The sequence below is a fragment of the Brevibacterium oceani genome, assembly GCF_017948325.1.
Lineage (GTDB): Bacteria > Actinomycetota > Actinomycetes > Actinomycetales > Brevibacteriaceae > Brevibacterium > Brevibacterium oceani.
This window is the reverse complement of sequence record NZ_CP072846.1, coordinates 621,782-638,775: the sequence shown is the minus strand read 5'-3', so window position 1 is coordinate 638,775 and position 16,994 is coordinate 621,782. Positions and strand designations below refer to the sequence as shown.

16 protein-coding genes are annotated in these 16,994 nt (G+C 65.6%); 2 read left to right on the top strand and 14 right to left on the bottom strand.

Annotated features, from left to right (window positions below):
* The first annotated feature begins 38 nt into the window (after nucleotides 1–38).
* A complete protein-coding gene (locus J9314_RS02845; protein ID WP_210604404.1) occupies nucleotides 39–2,567 on the top strand; it encodes an excinuclease ABC subunit UvrA in 2,529 nt (842 codons plus the stop codon).
* 53 nt (nucleotides 2,568–2,620) lie between these two features.
* On the opposite strand, the gene J9314_RS02840 is transcribed toward J9314_RS02845, so the two are convergent.
* From J9314_RS02840 to J9314_RS02795, 10 genes are all read right to left on the bottom strand, one after another.
* Nucleotides 2,621–2,965 carry a hypothetical protein gene (locus tag J9314_RS02840; protein WP_210604402.1) on the bottom strand — a complete coding sequence of 115 codons (345 nt, stop codon included), beginning with the start codon at nucleotides 2,963–2,965 and terminating at the stop codon, nucleotides 2,621–2,623.
* Between the two features lie 50 nt (nucleotides 2,966–3,015).
* The gene (locus J9314_RS02835) at nucleotides 3,016–3,834 is read right to left on the bottom strand and encodes an ABC transporter ATP-binding protein (RefSeq protein WP_210604400.1); all 819 of its coding nucleotides are present in this window, start codon (nucleotides 3,832–3,834) and stop codon (nucleotides 3,016–3,018) included.
* Nucleotides 3,827–4,624, bottom strand: coding sequence for an ABC transporter permease (locus J9314_RS02830; RefSeq protein WP_343207041.1), 798 nt, complete (start codon nucleotides 4,622–4,624; stop codon nucleotides 3,827–3,829). Before J9314_RS02830 ends, J9314_RS02835 begins: the two co-directional genes overlap by 8 nt.
* A gap of 133 nt (nucleotides 4,625–4,757) precedes the next feature.
* Complete coding sequence (locus J9314_RS02825) at nucleotides 4,758–6,083, bottom strand: FAD-dependent oxidoreductase (RefSeq protein WP_210604396.1); 1,326 nt, start codon at nucleotides 6,081–6,083, stop codon at nucleotides 4,758–4,760.
* Nucleotides 6,084–6,145: 62 nt separating this feature from the next.
* A complete protein-coding gene (locus J9314_RS02820) occupies nucleotides 6,146–6,490 on the bottom strand; it encodes a cupin domain-containing protein (RefSeq protein ID WP_181276181.1) in 345 nt (114 codons plus the stop codon).
* Nucleotides 6,487–6,777, bottom strand: a complete 291-nt coding sequence (locus J9314_RS02815; protein WP_210604394.1) for a DUF4287 domain-containing protein — start codon at nucleotides 6,775–6,777, stop codon at nucleotides 6,487–6,489. Before J9314_RS02815 ends, J9314_RS02820 begins: the two co-directional genes overlap by 4 nt.
* Before the next feature lie 195 nt (nucleotides 6,778–6,972).
* A complete protein-coding gene (locus tag J9314_RS19365; RefSeq protein ID WP_343207040.1) occupies nucleotides 6,973–8,097 on the bottom strand; it encodes a pyridoxamine 5'-phosphate oxidase family protein in 1,125 nt (374 codons plus the stop codon).
* 183 nt (nucleotides 8,098–8,280) lie between these two features.
* The gene (locus tag J9314_RS02805; RefSeq protein ID WP_210604392.1) at nucleotides 8,281–10,473 is read right to left on the bottom strand and encodes a GMC oxidoreductase; all 2,193 of its coding nucleotides are present in this window, start codon (nucleotides 10,471–10,473) and stop codon (nucleotides 8,281–8,283) included.
* Between the two features lies 1 nt (nucleotide 10,474).
* Nucleotides 10,475–11,902, bottom strand: a complete 1,428-nt coding sequence (locus J9314_RS02800) for a DHA2 family efflux MFS transporter permease subunit (RefSeq protein WP_210604390.1) — start codon at nucleotides 11,900–11,902, stop codon at nucleotides 10,475–10,477.
* 146 nt (nucleotides 11,903–12,048) lie between these two features.
* Nucleotides 12,049–12,612 (bottom strand): TetR/AcrR family transcriptional regulator, encoded by a 564-nt coding sequence (locus J9314_RS02795; RefSeq protein WP_210604388.1) that lies wholly within the window; start codon nucleotides 12,610–12,612, stop codon nucleotides 12,049–12,051.
* 134 nt (nucleotides 12,613–12,746) lie between these two features.
* Here J9314_RS02795 and J9314_RS02790 point away from each other — a divergent pair, with 134 nt between their 5' ends.
* Nucleotides 12,747–13,076 (top strand): rhodanese-like domain-containing protein, encoded by a 330-nt coding sequence (locus tag J9314_RS02790; protein ID WP_210604386.1) that lies wholly within the window; start codon nucleotides 12,747–12,749, stop codon nucleotides 13,074–13,076.
* Nucleotides 13,077–13,262: 186 nt separating this feature from the next.
* Here the strand turns inward: J9314_RS02790 and J9314_RS02785 are convergent, their stop codons facing one another.
* The 4 genes from J9314_RS02785 to glsA form a co-directional block, all read right to left on the bottom strand.
* On the bottom strand, nucleotides 13,263–13,751 hold the full coding sequence (locus tag J9314_RS02785) for a pyridoxamine 5'-phosphate oxidase family protein (protein ID WP_210604384.1): 489 nt from the start codon (nucleotides 13,749–13,751) through the stop codon (nucleotides 13,263–13,265).
* Nucleotides 13,752–13,865: 114 nt separating this feature from the next.
* Nucleotides 13,866–14,114 (bottom strand): hypothetical protein, encoded by a 249-nt coding sequence (locus J9314_RS02780; RefSeq protein WP_210604382.1) that lies wholly within the window; start codon nucleotides 14,112–14,114, stop codon nucleotides 13,866–13,868.
* A 223-nt stretch (nucleotides 14,115–14,337) separates the two neighbouring features.
* Nucleotides 14,338–15,963, bottom strand: coding sequence for an MFS transporter (locus tag J9314_RS02775; RefSeq protein ID WP_246490578.1), 1,626 nt, complete (start codon nucleotides 15,961–15,963; stop codon nucleotides 14,338–14,340).
* The gene (gene glsA / locus J9314_RS02770) at nucleotides 15,963–16,976 is read right to left on the bottom strand and encodes a glutaminase A (RefSeq protein WP_210604379.1); all 1,014 of its coding nucleotides are present in this window, start codon (nucleotides 16,974–16,976) and stop codon (nucleotides 15,963–15,965) included. The genes J9314_RS02775 and glsA overlap by 1 nt, the downstream gene beginning before the upstream one ends.
* Between the last annotated feature and the right edge of the window lie 18 nt (nucleotides 16,977–16,994).

Sequence of the window (16,994 nt, the reverse complement as noted above, 5' to 3'; positions counted from 1 at the left end):
TTTGCTGCTGTGTCACACCCTCTTGTTACGATCACGATATGTCGACCGAAGCACGGAACCCTGCCCCTGCCGCTGCGGTGGAAGTCCGCGGCGCACGCGTGCACAACCTGCAGGGCATCGACATCGACGTGCCTCTGAATACCCTCGTCGCCATCGCCGGAGTCTCCGGTTCGGGCAAGTCGTCCCTGGCCATGGGCGTCCTCTACGCCGAGGGCTCGCGCCGCTACATCGAAGCCCTGTCCACCTACACGCGCCGCAGGATGGGGCAGGCCGCACGTGCCGAGGTCGACAGTGTCCGCCACATTCCCGCGGCCCTGGCCCTGCGCCAGCGCCCGGGAGTCCCCGGGGTCCGCTCGACGTTCGGCACCTCGACCGAGTTGCTCAACGTCGTCCGGCTGATGTTTTCCCGGCTGGCCTCCCATGTCTGCCCGAACGGGCACCGGCAGGAACCGACACTCGACGTCGCCGCCGAAGAACCGTTCGACTGCCCCGAATGCGGTGAGACCGTCCAGGCTCCCGGCGCCGAGGCGCTGGCCTTCAATTCCGGTGGGGCGTGTCCCCGCTGCGAGGGCATCGGCACGATCAGAGAGGTCGATGACGCCTCCCTCATCCGCGACCCTGATATGAGCATCGACGACGGCACCGTCATCCCCTGGCAGATGTTCGGCTTCAACGTCCAACCCCAGATCGCCCGCGAATTCGGTGTCCGCACCGACGTGCCCTGGCGCGACCTGAAGGAGTGGGAACGGGACATCGTCTTCGCCGGCCCCGAGGAGAAGAAGCACATCACGGTCACCTCGAAGAAGGGCCTGCACGACCTCGACTTCACCTTCCGCAATGCCCGACTGACGGTGACCGAAGAGCTCAAACGCGCCGACACTGACAAACGCCTGGCCAGAGTCAGCCGCTTCCTCAGCGAACGTGTGTGCCCCGACTGCCACGGCACCCGCCTCTCCCCCACCGCCCGGGCACCGCGCATCGGCGAACTCGGCCTCGCCGAGGCGACCGCGATGACCCTCGAGGAACTCGTCGACTGGGCCGCTGACGTCCCTGCTGGACTTCCCGCACCGATGCGTCCGATGGCGCAGGCCCTGGTCGACACGCTTCTCGGTATGGCCCGTCGCCTGCTCGACCTGGGCCTCGGGTACCTCGCCCTCGACCGGGCAGGTTCGTCGCTGTCGACCGGTGAACGCCAGCGCGTTCAGCTTGCCCGCGCCGTGCGCAACGAGACGACTGGAGTCCTCTACGTCCTTGATGAACCCTCGATCGGCCTGCACCCGTCGAACATCGGCGGACTGCAGGGCGTCATCGCCGACCTCCTCGACGAAGGCAATTCCGTCGTCATGGTCGATCACGACCCGCTCGTCCTCCGTGAAGCGGGCCACCTCATCGAAATCGGGCCCGGTTCGGGCAAGGACGGCGGCACCGTCGTGGCCACCGGCACCGTCGCCGACCTCGGGGGCGCTCCGGACTCCCGCATCGGCCCTTACCTCACCGGTCGCGCCGACAGCCTTGTGCGCACTCCGGCACCCGAGTCCGAGGTCTTCGACCACGGCCGGATCCGACTGAGCACCGCACCGCTCCACACGGTCCATGCCCTCGAGACGGAGATCCCACGGCAGCGGCTGACCGTGGTGACCGGGGTGTCCGGTTCAGGCAAGAGCACACTCGTCCTCGACAGCCTCGTCCCCGCTCTCAAGGCCGACGGAGAACGGTCGATGCCAGCCCATGTGCGCGAGCTCGATGCCGGTGGGATCGAACGCGTCAACGTCGTCGATGCCACTCCGATCGGCATCAACGTCCGGTCCACGGTGGCGACCTACTCCGGCGTCCTCGACGACCTCCGCCGAACGTATGCCCGCCTCGATTCGGCTGAGGAGGCCGGGCTGGGCGCCGGGGACTTCTCCTACAACACGGGTTCGCTGCGCTGTCCGCGGTGCGAAGGCACCGGCGAGATCAAGCTCGACGTGCAGTTCCTGCCCGATGTCGACATTCCCTGCCCCGAGTGCGAGGGGCGCCGTTACAGCCCCGATGCCGACGAGTACCGTCGCCCCTCCGATGAGGACGACCAGCCGTGGTCGCTGCCGGACCTGTTGGCCCTCACCGTCGCCGAGGCGGTCCCCCACCTTGCCGGAATGCGCAAGGTCCGCGATCGCCTCCTTGCTCTGCAGGACGTGGGGCTCGGATATCTCACCCTCCACGAGGCGACTCCCACCCTCTCCGGTGGAGAGGCTCAGCGTCTCAAGCTCGCCACCGAGCTGGGGAAGTCACAGAAGCGCACCCTCTTCGTCTTCGACGAACCGACGGTGGGTCTTCATCCCGATGACGTCCGAGTGCTCGTCGGAGTCTTTCAGCAACTGATCGATCAGGGTGGAACGGTGCTCGTCATCGAACACGACCTCGACATGATCGCCAACGCCGACCACATCATCGATCTGGGGCCCGGCGGAGGCGAAGACGGAGGTCGGATCGTCGCTGTCGGAACGCCGCAGCAGGTCGCCGGCGACCCGCACAGCGTGACCGGTGAGTACCTCAGAGTTCACCTGAAGCCGAACTCCGCCGAATAGTGACAGAGCCGACTCGTGCGCTCGAGCACACTTCCCGGCTCACCTGAGCGACTTCAAGCCCCGCCTGCGGCAGCGCCCACACAGAGGACGAGTCCGATGAGCGAGGCTACGGCCATGCCGATCATTGCACCGGCCATGACCCACAGACGCACTCGGCCCGGTCGAAAGACGAAGCGGGCGATGAGCAGGATCAGGTAGAGCACTCCCGCTATGACGATCGTGGTGATCGCTGTGGGCACCGCCGTGCTGCCGGTGACGATGATCGCCGTGAGCACACCGCCGACGACGATGAGGAAGATCCCACCTGCCACGATCCAGATAGTGCCCGACGAACTGCGCAGTGCAGGCTGATCACTGATACGACGTGACTCGATCGGTTCGCGTGAACTGTTGTCCATGCCGTCGAATCTACCGAGCGAACTGTGACTCGGCTAGGGGGTGCGATGCCTCAGCCCGGCTCTTCCTCGGTTTCCTTCGCCTTCTCGGCCTTGGTGAAGGCCTGGTACTTCCGAATCACTTCAAGCGCCGGACCGTCGGCGATCAGTTCGCCCTTTTCGATCCACAGCGCGCGGTTGCACGTGTCCTTGATCGTGCGCATCGAGTGCGAGACGAGGAAGACGGTACCGGCATTCTCACGGATCTCCCGGATACGGCCCTCGGAACGATCACGGAACTTCTTGTCACCGACGTTGAGCGCCTCGTCGACGATGAGGATCTCATGCTGCACCGAGGTCGCGATCGCGAACTTCAGTCGCTGGGACATGCCCGAGGAGTACGTGCGCATCGGCAGGTCGATGAAGTCCTCGAGCCCGGTGAACTCGACGATGTCGTCGAACTTCGCATCGATCTCGTCATGAGTGAGCCCCAGAGCCAGAGAACCGAGGATGATGTTGCGGGCACCCGAGAGGTCAGGGATCAGAGCGGCACCGACGCCGAGGAGGTTCGGCCGTGACGTCGCATAGATCGCGCCCTCCGACGTCGGAGTCAGCCCGGTGATCGACCGCATGAGAGTGGACTTGCCGGAGCCGTTGCTGCCGATGATGCCGATCGATTCGTTCTTGTGCGCGACGAAGCTGATGCCCTTGAGGGCGTGAACCTCTCGCAGCTCCCGCTTCCGCCCCATCACGTTCTTACTGCCCAGCTTGAGCTTCTTACCCGTGGCCAGAGTCTTGTAGCGGACGTGCACGTTGTCGCAGACGACGACGGGTGGGTTGTTCCGAGTCACCTCGGGGAGGCTGCCGGTGTCGAACGAATTCTCGTCACTCATCACGCCCGAACCTTTCCTCGGCCTGCCAGAAGAACACGAAGCCGATGATGAAGATGCCGAATGCCCAGATGGCCAGGTGCCAGAAGTAGTCGTAGGGAACGACCCCATCCTTCATGAGAATGCCGCGAGCGATGGACAGCACATTGTTGATCGGCTGCCAGTCAGCGAAGGGCTGCAGGGACGGATCGATCTTGTCGACCATCACCTTGAGATCGAAGAAGACGCCCGAGGTATAGAAGATCATTCGGGAGATGAATGGGGTGACCTGCGACAGGTCACGGAAGTGAACCGTTGCGCGGGCAAAGATGAACGCCACACCCTGGTTGAAGACCCAGAACAGGAAGACCAACGGGATGAGAAGGAACCAGTCCCAATCAGGACGCGCGCCGAAGATGATGACGATGAGCGCCATGAAGATGAGGGTGGGGATGAAGTCGAGGAGGTTCTGGAACACCTTGGCGATGGGCAGAACGATGCGCGGAAACGGCAGCGATTGGACGAGTGAGGCATTCGAGATGATCGACTTCGCACCGCCGTTCATCGAGGTGTTGAAGAATTCGAGGATGAAGACGCCGATGACGACGAATGGCGCGAAGTCCGGCGGTCGAGCAGTCGCTCCCTGCATGATGAGGCCGAAGACCGTGCCGTAGATCAGAGCCGAGAATGATGGGCGCAGGAGCACCCAAGCCATGCCGAGGCGGTTACGTTCGTTCTCGGACTGCATCCGGTACTTCGCCAGCGTGTACGTGAAGTCGCTTCGGTTGAGAAGCTGTTTGACGTACTCGGGCAACGACGGCCGTCCACCAACTCTCTCAAGTCCGTGCTCGGCAGCAAGCCTGGCCATATCCATGAACAGAAGATTCTCTCGTCGGCGACTGGGGATCGAACAGATGAAAAGTCTACGTGATGAGACTAGCGCAGACTCACAGTCGGCTGTGAGCCTTGAAGTCGAAATCGGGGTCATCGATCTGAGCCCGAGTTGGGATGTGGCTACCGCCGAGAACTCGCCTGGCGGCGGCCTGCATCGGCGGCCAATTGAGCGTTTCGACGCCGATGAGCGTCGACTCCGGGTCCGAACCGTCGAAGTGGAAGACCTGGAACTTCGCCCCGGACGGGTCATGCCGGATGATCGTGTCGGTGGCATCGGGGCTGGTCATGCCTGCAGTGAAGACCTTCTCCGGGCCTTGGAAGCTCCAGTGCCAGGGGACGTCTGACCAGGTTGTGGCGCGCATCTCTGTCGTACTCTCGGCGCCACTGACGACGGTGTCGGCGTCACTGTCGGCCACCTCGGCGGGGGTGTCGGCCATCGTGTCGGCGAGCAGTTCCGCGAGGAACTGACCGTGGCTTTCGGCCACCGGTTCGCAGGCCCATGGGTGATCGAGAGCATAGGGACCGGCGGTCACGATGGCACAGTCACCGGCGGCGAAGATGCCGGGATGGGATGTTGCCAAGCTCTCATCGACCTCCCACGCTTCGGCGGGTCGGTCGCCGTCGATGGGGATGAGCCGGGGTCGGGCTCCGACGCTGGTGATGAACAGAGCATGAACATCTGCGGGAATGTCGTCGGGGCTCGAGGTGTGCGTGACGAATTCGACACCTGCGGCCTTGTGCTTTTCGAGCAAAGCCTGCCGGACCGGAGCCGAGAGCTGTCGGCGCAGGGGTTCGTCCCCGCGCAGGTAGACGGTGGCCTGATGTCCGGCGGCGACCGCCGAGGTGGCGACCTCCATTCCGAGGTATCCGGAGCCGAGAACCCCGATGTTGAGCGGCTGCGTGGCCTGCTCCACCCGGTCGAGGATCCATTCGGCATCGCCGAGGTCGTACACCGGCAGCGCGTCCGGATAGTTCGGGATCTGCGGGCGGTTGGCCTCCATCCCGGTGGCGAGGATGCAGTGAGTGAAGTCGATGGACTCCCCCGACGCCAGATGGACGGTGCCCGCGGTCGCGTGATGGCCGGCGAGCGTATGGGGGTGCCGCTGGGTCTCTGCGGTGTAGCGGGAGTCCGCGGCCGCCTCGGCGAGGGTGATGTCCTCTGCCCAATCACGGATGAAGGTGATGTGCTCGGTCGATTCGAGGTGGTAGGGCAGGTGGTGGCGGGCACCGTCGAAGAGGTGCTTCGACAGGGGCGGGCGTTCGCAGGTCTCGCCTGCCCGCGGATCGATGATGGTGACCGCCTGCCCGCGCGCGTTCAGCTCCCGCGCCGCCGTGGTCCCGGCCAGTCCCCCACCGATGATGACGATCGACTTGCTCATGCCTCCATGCTAATCCTCGCCGAGGTGACCGGGTCGGATGGGCGGGCGCGAAACCGACCTGGTCAGCCCGCGGCGACGAACTCCTGGATGATCTCGGGTGAAGCGTGGATGCACACCATCTTGAGATTCTCGGTTCCGATGTTGCGGAAGCGGTGGACCGTTTCTGCTCCGACGGTGACGACGGCGCCAGTCTCGGCAGTGACAGTTTCGTCATCGACGTCGATGCGCACATGTCCGGACAAAACGATCCATGTCTCCGTATAGGGATGCCAGTGCAGATCGGGGCCCTTTCCTGGTGCGGTGTCGACCCAGAAGAACGAGACGTCAGCCCCATGCTCGGAACCGATGAACTTGGCCGTCGGCGATCCGAGCAGCAGAAGCTCGGAGCGTTGGGTGACGGTGATCATGCCGGTCTGCTCGCTTTGCCGTCGAGCCAGAGCACATCGGAGTCGTCATTGTGTGTGCCGCCGGAGCCGACGTGTTTCGCATCGATCTGCGGGCCCTTCTTGATGACATGGACAAGTGCCATTCCGTGCCCGCGGCCCAGCCCGTAGTCGGTCTTGAGCCAGTCAAGGATGACGCCGGCTTTGACAGAGTCGGCGTCGTATCCCTTCTCCTCGGCGAGGTCGATGAACTGGCGCGGGGTGAGCCCGGTTTTGTCTTCGATGGTGTCGAGGTAGGCCTGGAACGACATGGGGATCCCTTCGTCATAAGAAGATGCCGAGCGACTCTGCGCGACACCGCGAGGCCCTGCGGCGGGCCTGCCTAGAAGAGAGAATAGCCTCTTCGGCGGGCCCGTTCCACAGTTGCGTGGTCCAGCGCAGCCGCAGCCATGGCAGGCGTCTGATGCAACTCGGCACTCAGATGACGCTCGGATGCCTCGTGCGGCTCACAGCTCCGTAGTCTGAGTGCCGCCGGCGGGTCGGTCGCCGGTGATCTTGGACTTGACCATCTGGAACAGACCGGAGGCCTTTCCCCCGGGCAGGCCCCAGTGCTGGGCGGAGTGCGTGACGATCTTGATCAGCCCGAGGTTCGGGTCCCGGCGGTCATCGAACCACGCCTTGGCGGAATCCGACCACAGCTCGTCGACCTTGGCCTGGTCGTCGACGAACTCGACGCGACCTGCGACGGAGAGCCAGTTGCCCGCCTCGGCGATGCTGAGGTTGACTTCCGGGTTCGTCCGCAGAGCCTTCGTCTGGTCGCCGTCGAGGGCGAGGAAGAACCAGACATCGGCGTCCTCGGTGACCTCCTGAGGGGCCATCGGGTGGGCGAGGATCGTGCCGTCGGCCAGCGCAGTCGCAAGCATGACCGAATCGCTGCCGCGCAGGATCCTGACGACATCGGCACGGTCGAGTTCATCCGTCGCCGCCTCGCCTGCGGGCCTCTGCCCGTCACCTGCGGCCGAGACCTGACCGGCTTCCGTGTCGTCGGTCGCGGACGTGTCGTCGGTGGACGAAGCGTTGCTGGCAGAAGTGCTTCCGGTGGCAGAGGCGGCCGCTTCCGTACTCTCGGCATCGCCTTCCGCCGTGGTGCCGACCGCATTGCCCATCCCCGGCGCACTGTAGATGTCACCGGGCTCGGACGTGGTGCCGATCGCAGCCCCCATCCCCGGCGCAACGGCGACAGTGGAGTCGCTGTGCGGATCGCTCCCAACACCGGTCGCTCTTCCGTCTGCGGCGCCGGCCCCCGGTGCCTGGCTGGACGGCGCAGCGTCGGGAGCTGTGCTGCTCGCGACGCCGGAGCCCTTGGAGCCAGAGCTCGGCGTCACCTCGGTGGCCTTCGACTCGTCGATCGCCGTGTGCGAGCCATCGGGGTTGCGATGCAGAGTCACCCCTTCTTCGTCGGCGGCACTCTGCGCACGTGCCTCGACATTCCGCTCGGTATAGCCGACCTCGGCGTGAGATTCCATGTCCGACGTCCCGGCCAGCGGCTCTGCCGTCTCGTCCAGTTTCGCCGCCACGTCACGGGCCTTCGCCTCGGCCGGTGACTCGTCACTCTTGTCTCTGTTGCTCATGACCATTTCCCTTCGCAGACGGTTCCTGGCGCTGCAGTCGTTCACGCGAGCCGTGGTCGGCGAACGCGAGCCGTGGTCGGCGAACGCGGGCCGTGGTCGGCGAACGCGGGCCGTGGTCGGCGAGCGCATAAGCGACTGCACGGTCATTCTCACACGGCACTGCGTTCGGCAACAGCCCCCTCGTCAGCCGGCGACGCGCGTCATCAAGCGACCGTCGGCACCCTTGGCGGAAAGCGCCCGATAGGCGAAGAAGCCGAGGAACGTCGCGATCGCCTGCAGACGGCGCGTGCGCGTGAACCCGGTTCCACGGATCGAGCGACTCATCGCGATGACATCAGATGGGCGCATGACCAGTTCGGTGGCGATCGTCGTGGTCGGATCGTCCACCAGGCCGAAGTCGAGCTCCATTCGGGTCAGACTGCGGTACCGATCGATCAGCCCCCGTCCGCGCAGCCGTTTGGTGCCGACCCCGTTCCACCTCCGTCCGGCGCCGTCGACGAATGTCAGGTCATAGCGCATGAGGTGATCGGCGGACTGAGGGAAGAGACGGACGTGGCCGGCGACGTCGTGCGTCCCGGGAATCGCCGAGTGCCTCACGCGGCCGGTCACTGCGGCCGGATGTTCGGGGTCGGCGCGGAAGGCATCGAGTCCGGGAATCGACAGCCGCAGGCGCACGCCGACGCCTGAGGACCTGCGGGTACGTCGGTCCCACATCGCCTCGTCGACGACGATGCCATCCCCCGCGGTGCCTCTGCGACGTGCGGCCATCCAGTCATACGCGTCGTCTTCGGGCGCGGGGATGCACCGCACCCGTTCCCATTCCGGTGCTTGCCAGGACTCATCGCCCGTCGTGTTCCGGATGATGCGCTCGATCGTCCTTTCCGCCGCGGCGAGGATCGTCGCCGAGGGATTGGCCCCCGTCGAAGCCGGGATAGCCGATCCGTCCATGACATAGAGGCCAGGGTAGCCGTGGACTTGATTGTCCTTGCCGATGACACCGCTTGACCGGTCCACCCCGGTCGGCACTCCCCCGAGCGGATGGACGGTGACTGCGCGGCGGAAGAGCGACCACAGCGGCAGCGAGCGCACCGCCGAACCGAGGTGTCGGGCGATTGCGGGGCCGACTCGCCCCTCGGCCCGATAGAGCCCGGACTGCCACCGATTCGCCCATGCGAGCGTGGCCTCTCCCTTCTTGTCGAGCTGCAGTCGACCCTGTCCGGCGTCATGGCCCATCGACAGGAACGCCAGCGTCCGCGTCCGATCATGGCTGCGGAGCCTCCGCCACAGCCAGCGCGCTCCTTTCAGCGGCAGCTCCTCGTCGACCGCTGTGGAGACCGGCTGCGGAATCGCCCCGTCCTGGACCTGGAACCACACCGGCTTCGACCGCTCCCATACGTCGAGGACCGTGGTCGTCGTGATCGTCGGCCCGGTGGTCAGGTCGCCGCTTCCGCGACGCAGATTCCCGGTCGCCAGAAAGTCGCCGTTGCCGGAGAATCCCTGGCCGAGAGTCTCCGACAGGTCCGGCAGAGTGCGGTGGACGTCTCGGGCGCGCAGCAGCAGCTCGGTTGTGGCGACTGCTCCGGCGGCGAGGAACAGCTGCGTCGCGGTCCGTCTGACTCCTCGCTTCCGACCGTGCTCTTGCTCCTCGGTCCACACGGCCCACCCTTTCTCATCCTGTTCGATGCGGGTGACGTTCGCCTCGGTGACCGCTGTCGCCGAGTTCGCCTCCGCCACGGCGAGGTAGTTGTGATCGAGTGAGTTCTTCGCCGATCGATTGCAGCCGAGGATGCATTCGCCGACGAACGCGCACCCGCGCTGCTCGACGCCGTGTGTGTTCTGCGACCAGGTCTCCGGTGGGCCGAAGCGCACGGCGAGATTCGGTCGCACCGTCGCCGAACCGATGTCCATCCGTTCGACGAGGTCTTCGAAGACACGTGTGCGTTCGGGAATCCGACCGGTGGACGGGTCCTCTCGAACCGGGCGGACCTCGAGCATGGTTCCGGCGAGGTCGTAGTAGGGGTCGAGCGCGTCCCTGCGCAGGGCTTCCGGCCAGCGTCCGTTCAGTGACTGCGCGGCGGGGCGGGCGAAGACGTTCGCGTAGACGAGCGAGCCCCCACCCCACCCGGCGCCCTGGATCGCGAGCATCGAGTCCAGCCACCGGACGTCGTACAGCCCGTCGTCGGTGTTCCACAGCCACGTGTCGAGTTTCGCCGGGTCTCTGGGGAACTGCCCCGGCAACCACCGCCGGCCCCGTTCGACGATCGTGACGGACAACCCGGCTTGGGCGAGGCGGGCAGCAGTGACGGCTCCGCCGAAACCGCTGCCCACGACGATGGCGTCGACATGAGGTGGGTTCGCCTGTCGGCTGGCAGCCATGTCAGGCCTCTTTCCCGGTTCGCGCGGCGAGGCTGACGACGGCGCCGATGAGCGCGACGGCCGCAGCACCGGCGAACAGCCAGGAGAATCCTCCGGCGAGAGCCTGCTGCTGGTCCTCCCCGCCCGCGACCAGATCGGCCGTGCGGGTCGACGCGACCGCGCCGAGCAGCGCGATGCCCAGTGCCCCGCCGATCTGCTGCGAGGTGTTGACCAGACCGCTGGCCAGTCCGGTCTCGTGTCCGCTGACACCGTGCATCGCCAGCTGAGTGGCGATGACGAATGTGCCGCCGATTCCGATGCCGATGATCACGGTCGGGCCGAGCAGGTGGCTGATGAAGTGGGCGTCCGCCGGTGCGGCCGCCAGCCAGACGAGACCGCCGGCGAGGATCGCGGAGAACATAGACAGGGACTTCCCCGCGCCGAGGCGGCCGCTCAGTCGCGGAGCGATCCCGGCGACGAGGATGAGCGCTGTGGCCAGCGGAAGCTGAGAGAGACCGATCGTGAGGGTGCTGTATTCGAGGACCTGCCCGAGGAAGAGTGCCAGAGCGTAGAAGAGTCCGACCATGGCCGCTCCGAGCAGGAGCATGACGATGTTGCCGGACCGCAGGTGGCGATTGCCGAAGATGTCCAGCGGCACGAGCGGCTGCGGGGACCGGCGCTCGACGAGGACGAACGCTGCGGCGAGCATGAGGGCGACGACCGCCAGGACGATGGGCAGGAGGGAGAACACGCCGGTCCGTTCGGCGGCGCTGAGCGCGGCGACCATCGCGACGAGCGCACCGGTGATCGTCACCGCTCCAGCGAGGTCGAGTCGACCGGCAGGTGCTGTGGTGTCCCTTCCGATGAGCAATACTGTGGCGACAAAGGCGGCGAGGCCGATCGGCACGTTGATGAAGAAGACCGACTCCCAGCCGAATGACGATGTGAGCAGACCACCGAGGAGGACGCCGGCGCCGGAACCGAGTCCGGCCACTCCTCCCCAGATGCCCAGCGCCTTTCCGCGGTCGGCGGGGTCGGGGAAGATGATGGTGAGCAGCGCGAGGGCCGCCGGAGCGAGCAGTGCCGCCGAGGCGCCTTGGACGGCACGTGCGGCCAGCAGCATTCCAGCGGTGGCCGAGAGCCCGGCCAGCGCAGAGCCGATGACGAACCCGGCCGCCCCGATCAGGAACAGGCGGCGATGTCCGCAGCGGTCGGCGAGGCGTCCGCCCAGGAGCAACAGGGCTCCGAACGGCAGGACATAGGCGGTGATGACCCAGGCGAGAGTCGCGTTGTCCATGGTCAGTTCGGTGCCGAGGACCGGAAGCGCGATATTGACGATGGAGGCGTCGAGCACGACGATGAATTCGGCGAGCGCGAGGAAGATCAGCGCGAGCCACGGTCGTGGACTGCGAGCGGTTTCGACCGCCTCGGGGGCGTGGGTGTGTGTCATGGCATGTGGTTCCTTTCCAATTGTAATGAGTGACTGGTCACTCACTTTTTCGAGCAGAAAGATCTGCTGTCGGTTGGGACGTTCACTTGCTCGAATGTCTCCGTTCGAACGTTCGGCCGTTCGAGCTCTCGACGGTTCGGGCTATATCAGTGCGGGTGGCGGAGGTTGTGGGTGAGGATGCCCGCCCATTCGTCCGGGAGTTCGTCGAGTCCTGCGGTCACGACGAGGTGGCACAGCTGCCCGAAGGCGATGAATCGCTGCACCTGATCGTCACTGCCTCGTGAGCGGGTCTTCGCGAAGCGGGTGATGCTTGCCAGCCCGGCGCGCAGCGCTGCCCCGATCGCCGGGATCTCCGCAACTGACTGCGCATGGACCTGGAGCATGAGCAGTCGGCGGTCGGAGATGAGTTCGGCATAGGCCCCGCCCATGGCGTCGAGGATCCGGCCTGGGCTCTGCCCCTCGGACCCGTCGGCCCCCCGCTCCAGCGCCTCGAGCACTTCGGCGAAGCAGAGCTCGACAGCGGCGACGAACAGCGCCTCCTTGCCAGGGAACAGCTTGAAGACATAAGCGGGAGAGATCTTCGCTTCGTCGGCCACGTCGGAGACCGTGGTTCCATGGAAGCCGCCCTCAGCGAACCGGCTGAGGGCGGCCGCGGCGACCACGGGTCGCCGCGATTCGGCTATCGAGATTCTGGATCCGGTTGCGCTCATGTGAGTGACTGTACACTCACTCTTTTTGAAACGCAATGGTCGTAGGTGTTGGCCTGGGAATGGCCGCCTCGGTGAGATCCGGCCGATCATTCGCCCCTTGCACGCGTGTCGTCTCCGATGTCTAGACTGAGGACATGGATGAAGAAGCCAATGTCACAGTCAATGACATCCCCGACGGCGCCGCCATCGTCGACGTCCGTGAGGACGACGAATGGGAGGCCGGACACATTGCGGGCGCGATCCACGTCCCGCTGGGTGAGTTGCCGGGCCGCCTCGACGATCTGCCCCTCGATGACGACATGTACGTCATCTGCCGCACCGGCGGTCGGTCGAACCGCGCCGTGGCCTGGCTGAACCAGAACGGCTTCGATGCGTTCAACGTCGAAGGCGGTATGGGAGCCTGGAACCTCGACAACGGCAAACCCATCGTCTCCGAGACCGGCGAAGAACCCTGGGTCAAGTGAGAACCTCGGGCCGGTGACCGCATCGGGCCGGTGACGGTGCGCGATTGAGGACGCGCACTCTCGACAAGAAACTCTTGATAAAGCGGCGAACGCCGATGATAAAGCGGCGAGCGCCGGGTTGCGGATGTGCAGCCCGGCGCTCGTCTGTGGACTGTCGCCTTGAGCTCCGGCCTCAGAACTCCGGCATCAGAGTTCGGTGGTGTCGCTTCCGCCGCCGGTGCGCTGACCGGTCACCTTGGACTTGACGATCTGGGCCATGGCCGAGAGCTTCCCGCCGGTGAGGCCCCAGTGCTGCGCGGAGTCGCTCGTGACCTTGATGAGGCCGAGGTTCGGGTCGTTGCGTCCCTGCTCGAACCACGCGGCGACGGAATCGTCCCAGAGTTCGTCGATCTTGGCCCGGTCGTCGACGAATTCGACGCGACCTGCGACCGAAAGCCAATTGCCCGCCTCGGCGACGGTGATGTTGACGTACGGATTCGTCCGCAGCGCGGTCGCCTGGTCTCCGTGCAGTCCGAGGAAGAACCAGACGTCGGCATCCGCGGTGACCTGCTGCGGCACCATCGGGTGCGCGAGCAGTTTGCCGTCATTGAGGGCCGTGGTGAGCATGACGATTCTGCTGTCGTTGAGGATGCTGACGACATCGTCGAGTTCGAGATTCTTCTGGTCGTTGCTCATGGTGCTCTCCCATCGAGGGGTTGGGTGGGGTGTGGGGATCGTGCTGGGCGTCGTGGTTCAGGGCGGTTGTCGTGGTACAGGGCTGGCGCTGTGGCTCAGAGCCGGCGCCGTGAATCAGTCGAGGTCGGATTGCGATTCATCGACTGCAGTGTGTGAACCGTCGGGGTTGCGGTGCAGGGTCACACCGATCTCGTCGGCCACTCCCTGCAGGCGCTCGTCGCTGTCATCTTCTGTGTAGCCGACCTCGACGCCGGAATCCACGTTCGAGGTTCCGCCGATCTTCTCGGTCGCCTCGTCGAGCTTGGCTGCGGCATCTCTCGCTGCGGATTCTGCCGCTGACTCGTCGTCTCTGTTCCTGGTCATGATGCTCCTTCCGCACGTGGGGATCACGTGACTGATGGGGTGCGCCACCGGTCAGCCGGTGTCGCAGCGCCCGTCATTTCGTTAGCTTAGCTTACGAAATAAACTTCGGAATAGTTCGACACCGAGGGGAACGGGGCTCCTTGATAAAGTTATCAAGCTAGAGATCTGCTCAGATCCGAGACTTTCAGGTACCGATACCGGCCGTTCCTCACCGACCGGGACTCTAGCCCTCCGCGGCCGGATCCGGGATCTCATCCGGTCGGTACTTCGGCAGACGTGAGGCCGGCAGCGCCGCCGCCAGACTGATCCCGGCGAGAATGAGGAAACCGAGCTTGAGCGTGCGCAGACGCTGCTGCGAGTTCAGCTCCACCGCGTGCTCGACCTGCTCCGGTGTCGCCGTCGTGCCCGAGAGGATCTCCCGCAGTTCGTCGTTGCTGACGAAGTTCGCATTGTCGAGGTCGACCTGGGTGATCAGCTCCGGCGGAAGCTCGGGATGATCATCGGCGGCGGATGCCAGCCCGGTCGACAGCACCGTGACCAGCAGTGCGCCCATCACCGCAGTCCCGACCGCCGAAGCGAGGTTCTGCGCCGTGCCGCGGATCGACCCGACGTCGCCGGCCAGATGCTTCGGTGCGGCCGTGACGAGCACATTGAACACCAAAGTCACCAAGGCGCCCTGGCCGATGCCGAAGACGATGAGGCCGAGGATCGTCGGCAGCGTCTCCCAGTTGTTCGTCACGACGAACGCCAACCACACCAGCGCCGCCGTCGTCAGCCCGAACGAGAACAGCGCGATGGTGCGCGGGGCGTAGCGCTTGTAGAAGCGGACGATGAGGGTGGCGGTGACGAAGACCGTGAGGTTGAACGGCAGCATCGCCAGCGACGTGTCGAAAGGGGTCCGTCCCTGGACGACCTGGATATAGGTCGGGACCGTGAAGTTCACGGCCGCCTCCATGGCGACGATGACGAACATGGCGTAGACGGCCGCTCGTTCGCTCGGCCGACCGAGCACGCTGATGTCGACGAGCGGGACCTTCCCGGCCGCCTTCCGCCGCTTCGTCCACATGAAGAACAGCTGCCCGAGGACGATGCCTGCGACGATGAACACCGGCGCCGGGGACAGCCCGGCGACCGCGAACGGCGCCCCATCCTCGGCGCGGATGATGCCCCACGCGTTGAGGTTGTTGAATCCCATCGTCAGCAGCACGACGGCCGCGCCGATGAGTCCCGAAGCGACGAGGTCGATCCGGATCGAGGCATCGCCTTTGTCCGATCTCAGGGTGAACGTCAGCGCGAAGACGACGACGGCGAGCCCGAGTGTGATGAAGAAGATCGGCCGCCACCCCACGAAGGTGCCCAACGTGCCGCCGATGAGGAAGGCGCTCATCCCCGAGAAGGCACGTGCCGACCCCAGCGACCCGACCGCCGCCGCCTGCTGCGCACCCCGGTAGTTCTCCGCGATGAGTGCGACCAGCGCCGGCACGATGATCGCGGCCGCGGCACCGGCGAGCAGCTGCCCGGTGATGACCCAGGCGACGGTGCGGGAGAAGATCATCAGCAGCGAGGAGGCCGCGAAGACGACGAGCACGACGCGGAAGATGAGCACCCAGCCGATCCGCTGCCCCAGCTTCGCGCCGGTCATCACGAGCGCGGCGACAGCGAGTCCGTAGACGACGATCGTCGACGAGGCGACGGTGGGCGGAACGCCGAAGTCATCGACCATTCCGCCCAGCGAGATCGGCAGTGCGGCCACATTGAAGGACATGAGGACCTGGGCGAGGAAGAGTCCGATCATCGGGGCCCATGATCGCCGCTCCTCGGTCTCGTGCGCTGCGGTTTCGGTGGTCATCATCGTCCTTTCCGTGGGCGTTCGACGGCGTCCGAGGCGAAGAGGTTCATCCCCAGTGCTCGGGAGATGTGGAAGCACGCGCGCTGACCGCGCACACTGTTGCCCGCGGAGTCCAACCTCGGCGAATAGGTGCCCAACGCACCCTTGCCCGGGGCGATGGCGACGATGCCGCCGGAGACCCCGGATTTCGCGGGCAGACCGATCTCGAAGAGCCACTCCCCGCTGTTCTCGTACATCCCGCACGAGGCGAGCAGGGCCAGGGTGTCGCGGGCGACCTCGGCGGAGACCACGCGGGAGCGGGTCAGCGGGTTGATGCCGCCGTCGGCGAGCGTCGCGCCCATGACCGCGAGATCGTGCGCGGTCACCAGCAGCGAGCACTGGCGGGTGTAGACGTCGACGGTGTCGAGCGGGTCGGTGATGATGCGACCGTAGCTCTCGAGCAGCCGGGCCAGAGCCTTGTTGCGTTGGTTCGCCTCCATCTCCGACTGGTAGACCCGACCGTCGAGGCGCAGCTGCCGACCGGCGAAGCGGGAGAGCCCGGACCAGATGTTCTCCCATTTCTCCGCCGAGGTGGCCCCGGGCATGAGTGCGGTCGTGGCGATGGCGCCGGCGTTGACCATCGAATTCAGCGGTTTGCCGTCGTTGAGTTCGATGGCCATCACCGAGTTGAACGGGAGTCCCGTGTTGTTCACACCCACGCGTTCGTGGACGAGTTCGGTGCTGCGAGCCTGGCAGACGAGAGCGAAGACGAAGGCCTTCGAGATCGACTGGATGGAGAATTCGAGATCGGCGTCGCCGATCTCATGCACGGCCCCGGCCGATTCGATGAGGCTGAGGCCGAACCTGCTCGGGTCCGCCTCGGCGAGGATGGGAATGTAGTCGGCGACCTCACCATCGTCGAGGCCCAGATAGCGCTGGTGGATATCGGACAAGGTCGCATCGATGAACGCGTCGGCGGGCAGACCGCCGGTGAACGCTCGCTGTGTGATCGATTCCCTCTCGGCCCCGACCATGCCTGAACTCCTCGCCAC